The 6207-nt window shown below is 52.8% G+C and carries 2 protein-coding genes and 2 pseudogenes; all 4 read right to left on the bottom strand.

The window, feature by feature from the left end; translation table 11 throughout:
- Positions 1-573 (bottom strand): annotated as a pseudogene (locus ACOJTG_RS24285) (arabinosidase); the annotation flags it as partial.
- A pseudogene (locus ACOJTG_RS24280) lies at positions 570-1955 on the bottom strand (glycoside hydrolase family 140 protein). The pseudogenes ACOJTG_RS24280 and ACOJTG_RS24285, both read right to left, overlap by 4 nt.
- Positions 1956-2366: 411 nt before the next feature.
- The gene (locus tag ACOJTG_RS24275) at positions 2367-3797 is read right to left on the bottom strand and encodes a RagB/SusD family nutrient uptake outer membrane protein (protein WP_420156178.1); all 1431 of its coding nucleotides are present in this window, start codon (positions 3795-3797) and stop codon (positions 2367-2369) included.
- An 11-nt stretch (positions 3798-3808) separates the two neighbouring features.
- Positions 3809-6207, bottom strand: a 2399-nt coding sequence (locus ACOJTG_RS24270; RefSeq protein ID WP_420156177.1) for a SusC/RagA family TonB-linked outer membrane protein, incomplete at its 5' end; no start/stop codon positions are given.

Raw genomic sequence — 6207 nt, 5'->3', positions numbered from 1 at the left:
TCGTTTCACAATAACGGCGTCAATGACACTAAAGGCCGGATCGAGGAAAAGCTGCGTCGGTGCAAACGTCTTAAAATCGTAGGTCGTTGTGTAGTACATCCGGTGGTTATTATCCTCGTCCTCCACGCCCCGGGCAAACCGGTGCGGAATCGTGGACGCCCAGATGATGACGAACTGTCCCGTTTCCTCATCCATGAAAACTTCCGGAGCCCAGACGTTCACCGTGGCCGCTTCGTGTTCCATTACCGGAATGAATTGTTGCTCCGACCAGTGCATCAGGTCCTTTGAATTAGCGTATCCGAACCCCTTATCGCCCTTCCAGCTACAGGTCCAGACCAGGTGAAACGTGCCGTCTTTACCCCGTACCATCGAAGGGTCCCGCATGACTTTCTGCGTACCTACCTCGGGTTTCAGGAATACCTTGTTCAGATCCTTCCACTGATGGCCGTCGTGGCTGTACAATAGCCGCAATCCTTCATTGGCGGGTTCGTGAAAAGACGTAAACAGGAACGTGTCCTTGGTACACGAACTCAGACACAGCCATACGCCAATCATCCACGCTACCTGCTTCATACCTTGTCGATTACCAGTACCCAATCGTTCCCATCTTTGGGCTCGCCCGGTGGGTTAAATTCCTGCACGCCCTGATTGCTCACTTCGCCAATTTCGGTGTACTAGCCATCGCGGGGACTGTACCAGGAAGCTTTCACTTTAGCCCCCGGAATTTTGCCCATGTTCAGCCTGAAGGTCCGACCCGTGTAGGTGTAGACCAACGCGTAATCCGTACCGCGACTGGCCGTCAGATAATTATACCGTTCACCCTGATCGGCCACAAGCGACTGATCCGGTACGCGGTCGAAATATGATTTGGAAAGCAGCAGGTTTTTCAGGTGAATCATTTGCCCCGCCCCCTCGACGTCTACGGCTTTATCCCAGGTGAGTTTAGGGCCGTACGAGCTTCCCGACGTATCGTCCGTGCGGTGCATCTGCATGACTTCGTTGTCGCCGTAAGTATACCCGAAGGCTCCAGCCAGCACCGACCAATACCCGTAGCGACGCACGTCGGCAGCCGTCCAGCGGGGCTGGTTGACGTCGTGCAGACCGTGCGGAATGCCCTCGTACGAAGGCTCCCCGTCGATAACGGGTTTGACGGGTTTCCGGGCGTAATCGGCCTGAATGAATCGCCAGTTGTCTTCGCCGTGATGCCATTTATCGTTGCGAGAGGTATCCTGAGCGTAGGTACGGTGCCCCGACTGCACCATGTTAAAATCCATCCATTTTTCGACGTGAAACCAGTCCGAGGAGGTATACCGGCCCCGGGGATGGTAGGTAATCAGGTGATTGGGATCTTTTTCCCGAATCGTCGTACCGATGGCCTGCCAGACGTCCAGTCCATCGCTACCCTTGATGTCCCCGCCATTCAGCCAGATGATGTTCTTGCGGTCTTTATACCGGTTGGCCAGAAATTCGGCGTAGAGTTTCGCGTCCTCCGGCTTCACTTTGCCAGACTTCACGTTCGATCCCCAGATGGGTACGAGAGCCATGTATATACCTTTTTCGGCGGCTTTATCAATCACATAATCCACGTGATTCCAGAAGTCGTACTCTTCGGGTTTAGTGGGGTCATCGCCGTTTTCAATCCGCGTCGTCGCTACATTTTTGTTCACCAGGGCCGAATCGCCGTATACGTTTTTAGCTCCCAGCGTATGCAGTACCATCACCTGAATGACGTTGAAACCTTTCTGCTTCCGGTTTTCGAGGTACTGATCGGCCTGTTCGCGGTTGAGTTTTGTGAACAGCAGCCAGCCCGTATCGCCCAGCCAGAAAAAAGGCTCGTTATCGTCTTTAGTTGCCAGAAAGCGGCCATTGTCCGATACCTTCAGTAAACTCAGTGCGTTGGGTTTCTCGTCTTTTGCTTGTTCTCCCTTAGACTGACAGGCGGCCAACAGGGCCATCATGCCCAGAAATAGCCCTATTTTTTTCGTCATGACTATACGCAATTAATGGTCAGGCTTGGTATTATTCACTTTTACCAATGAATCTTACTAGAACAGACGCTCCCTTGAAAGGCTCTCCCCTATTGCCTTTTCTAACAAGAAAAATGCCTTTCTGACCTCAGGGGGCCATTTTTCAAACATAGAGGAGTAAACCCATGCGTACGTTGTAAGAACTTAGCATAGTTCTATACGATACTTTCCTGAGAGGGCAGTTAGACGGATTATTTTTTTTTTGAAAGATTTGCTCCGCTCACCCCGATTTAAAACCGTCATGGAATGATCGGGGTGGAATGGTTTCGCGTCTTAGACGCTTGACCAAAAACGCCCCGATTGCAAATCGGGGCGAACAGAAAAGCGGAGTTTCTATCCTTAATTATACCCCGGATTCTGCGTAATAATCGAATTTTGCTGCAGCACCGTTAAGGGTATCGGAGCGATCAGTTTCGGTTCCGTGGCGGGTTTGCCTTTGGTGGTCAGCACCGGAATGGCCCGGCTAGTACGTTTGAGATCAAACCAGCGGTGAAATTCCAGAGCCAGCTCCACCCGACGTTCGTGTTCCAAAGCCAGGGCCAACGTTCCATAGCGACCGGAAGGATAATTCGCCGAGCCATACGTCGGTACACCCGCCCGCGTCCGTACCTGATTCAGATATGTGGGATCGTCGGTGGCTTCGCTGAGCATTAGTAACAGATCGGCGTAGCGAAGTACCATGAAATTACTCAGACCCAGCACCTTACCCGTCGTTACTGGCGTCGTTTTGTCGTTCCATTTTTTCGGAAATTTGATGGACTGAAACACTCCTTTCGTATCCACGTAGCCCGTATCAATACTCGCCGTTTTGCGGGGATCGCCCGGTTCGTATTCGTTCCACAAATCATTCGTTACCTGATTGATACCACCTCCGATGTACCCCGTATAACTCACCGCCGGGAAAAACGTCTGGTAATACTCGCTATACGGACTCGTCGGGGAGCCGCCCAGAAACTGAATTTCAAAAATCGACTCACTCGTATTCTTGTTCGTATTCGACCACAGCGAAGCGTACATCGGCACCAGCGAATACTGCTTGCTGTCGTAGACGGCTTTCAGCACGCGGGCTGCGTTGGTTTTATCATTTAGCGTCAGGTATACTTTGCCCAGTAAAGTTTGGGCCGCTCCCTGCGTAGGCTTGCCTTTGGCTGTCGCCGAAGCCAGCGGCAGGTTTTCCGTTGCGTACTGCAAATCCGCAAGAATCTGCTGGTATACTTCGGCCTGCGGCTTTCGGGCGTAGGTATAACTTTCCGCCGCCGTAATGGGCGTCAGTACCAGCGGCACATCGCCCCAGGTTCGCACCATATTGAAGTAGTACAGGCCTCGCAAAAACAACATCTGAGCCCGAACCGACTTCTTATAGTCCTCATTCAGTGAAGCCGATTCTAGTTTCTGAATCACGATATTGACGTTGTACAGAGCCGAGTAGTACATCTGCCAGAACGAGTAGTTGATCGTATTGGTGGAATTGAGCGTGTAATCCCGGTACGCCCATTTGTCAGCCTGAATGCCCGCCACGGCGTTCAGCGTTACGTTATCCGACTGAATTTCTCCCGCGTACGAAACAGGCCCCTCAGGACCGTATATGGTGTACAGGGTGGCCATCGCGGCGTTGGCGGCCAGATCGAAATCAGCGGTAGTCCGGTAGAAATTTTCGGAGTTGGCGTTGGAAATTGGAGCCAGATCCAGGAAAGAATTCGTGCAGCCCGTAAGCGTCGCCAGCACGAGCATCAGCCCGTAAGCCGATTTTTTATATGAATAACGTTTCATAAATATCAGGTTTAGAAGTCCGCACGAATACCAAACGTAATGACCCGGGGTAGCGGGTACGAGCCGTAATCCACGCCGATCATGGCTCCGGAGGGGAAGCTCGCATTGCCCGTACTGCCAATCGTGCCGGTTTCGGTACTGATGGCGTTGTAGTTGGTGGGACGGTAGGTGGTGTTCTCGGGATCGATGTTCCGGTACTTGCTGAAGAGAAAGACGTTCTCGGCGTTCACGTACACCCGGGCCGAACGGACGGGCGTTTTGCTAAGCAGGCTCGTCGGTAGGGCGTACGAAACCCGGATGTTCTTCACCCGCAGAAACGACGCATCTTCCACCCAGTAGCTGGAAAATTTTTCCTGTAAACCCTTCGGCGAAATGGTGGGTTTGAAATGTTTGCCGTCACCCGGCTCGCTTTCGGAACGCCAGTAATTGGTCAGGTCTTCGTAGAAATTCCGGCCCGCGTTCCAGATGCCGAGGTAGCGAATATTCTGGTTTACGATTTCTCCGCCGTAGGAACCCTGCAACAGAAAGGACAGATCGAAACCCTTGTAGCTGAACGTATTCGTCATCCCGGCAATGAAATCAGGCTGATAATTGCCAATCGTGGTTTGATCGTCGGTGGTGATGCGACCATCGCCGTTGACGTCCCGCACGCGGGGATCGCCCGGCGTGGTACTCGGGTCGTGCGGATAGCCGTCGATTTCCGACTGGTTTTTGAATACGCCATCGAACACGTAGCCGTAAAAATTCGAAATCGGCTGACCGATCGCCGTCTTGACGCTCACGACGTATTCCGTATAAATGATCGGAGCATTCGAGGGCCCGAGTTTCAGGACTTTATTACGGTTCAGGGAAAAGTTAAGATCCGTCGTCCAGTTGAAATTTCCCACCACGTTTTTGGAATTGATCGCCAGTTCGAATCCCCGGTTCCGCATCCGTCCGATGTTGGTCAGTTGCGTCGAGAAACCCGTAATGTCCGGCACGGGCAGGTTCAGCAGCATGTCTTTGGTGACGGTATTGTAGTAATCCGCCGTGATGTTCAGCCGGTTGTTGAACAGCCCCAAGTCCAGCCCAATATCAAACTGGTTGTTCTTCTCCCAGCGTAAATCCGGGTTGGCGATATTCGTATTTCGCAGGCCGTTGGCGATGGCTCCGTTGCCCACGTAATTACTGCTGCCGAGCAAACTCACCGCCCCGTAGTTGGGAATCTGGTTGTTGCCCGTTACGCCGTAACTTACCCGGACTTTCAGGTTGCTGACGGCTTTGACGTTACTCATGAAATTCTCATCCGAAACCAGCCAGCCTGCCGATACCGAAGGGAACGTACCCCAGCGGCTGTTCCGGCCAAACCGTGAACTGGCATCCCGCCGCACTGCCGCGGTCAGAAAGTATTTGTTTTTGAAATTGTAATTCACCCGACCCAGATACGACAGCATCGACCATTCCGAAGCCGTGGTGCTTCCCGCCGAAACCGTCCCCGCATTGAGCGTTTCGACCAGATCGTTCGGGAAGTTATTGGCTCCTACTGTCGCGTACTCATCCCGCTGTTTCTGAGCCGTATACCCCGCCAGAGCCGTCAGTTTGTGATCACCGAATTGCTTGTCGTAGTTCAGCGTATTCTCGCTCAGCCAATTGAGGGAGTACGTCGAGAAATTCGTGGCCGCCGCGTCCAGTACCGAGGAGTAACCGTAGCCCTGCTTCGCCACGCGGTAGCTGTCGCCCCGGTTGTTGAAGAGATTGGCGTTGATACTCGTCCGGAATTTCAGGTCGTCGAGAATGTTGAACTCCGCGTAAGCCGTCCCTAGCGTATTGAACGAGCGGTTTTTCTTGTGGTAAAAGCGGGTCAGCGAATACGGATGCCAGAGCACCAGATCATTGAAGGGTACAAATCGGTTCCAGGTTGAGTTCGGGTCCAGTGGGCCGAGGTTACCGTTTTCGTTGTACACGGGATAAATCGGCGTACTCTGCAAAGCCAGACTGATGACGTCGCTTTTCCCCTGGGTTCCTTCCGTCCGGTCGTTGATTCCCGTGATGCCGAGGTTAGCACCAATGGTCAGGCGTTTCGAAACGGCACTTTTGATGTTCGATCGAATGGTCAGGCGTTTGTAGTAGTTTTGATCCAGTACAGCGTCCTGATCGAGATAGGCCGTTGAAAAGAGAAACTGCGTTTTGTCCGTTCCACCCGACACCGATACCTGAGCGTTTCGCAGCGGAGCCGTCCGGTACATGGCATCCTGCCAGTTGGTCCCATTTCCGAATAACTGACGGTTATTGAGGAAATCCTCGGGAATGCGGTACGAAGCCGTCCGGGCCGAATTGGGATCGGTGACCTTCCCCCCCGCCGCCACCCAGCCGTTGTTTTTCTCCGTGACGTAGTAGTCAATGTACTGCTGGGCGTTCATCATTTTAATCT

This window comes from Siphonobacter sp. (assembly GCF_048595215.1).
Taxonomy (GTDB): domain Bacteria; phylum Bacteroidota; class Bacteroidia; order Cytophagales; family Spirosomataceae; genus Siphonobacter.
This window is presented reverse-complemented; position numbering and strand designations above follow the sequence as displayed.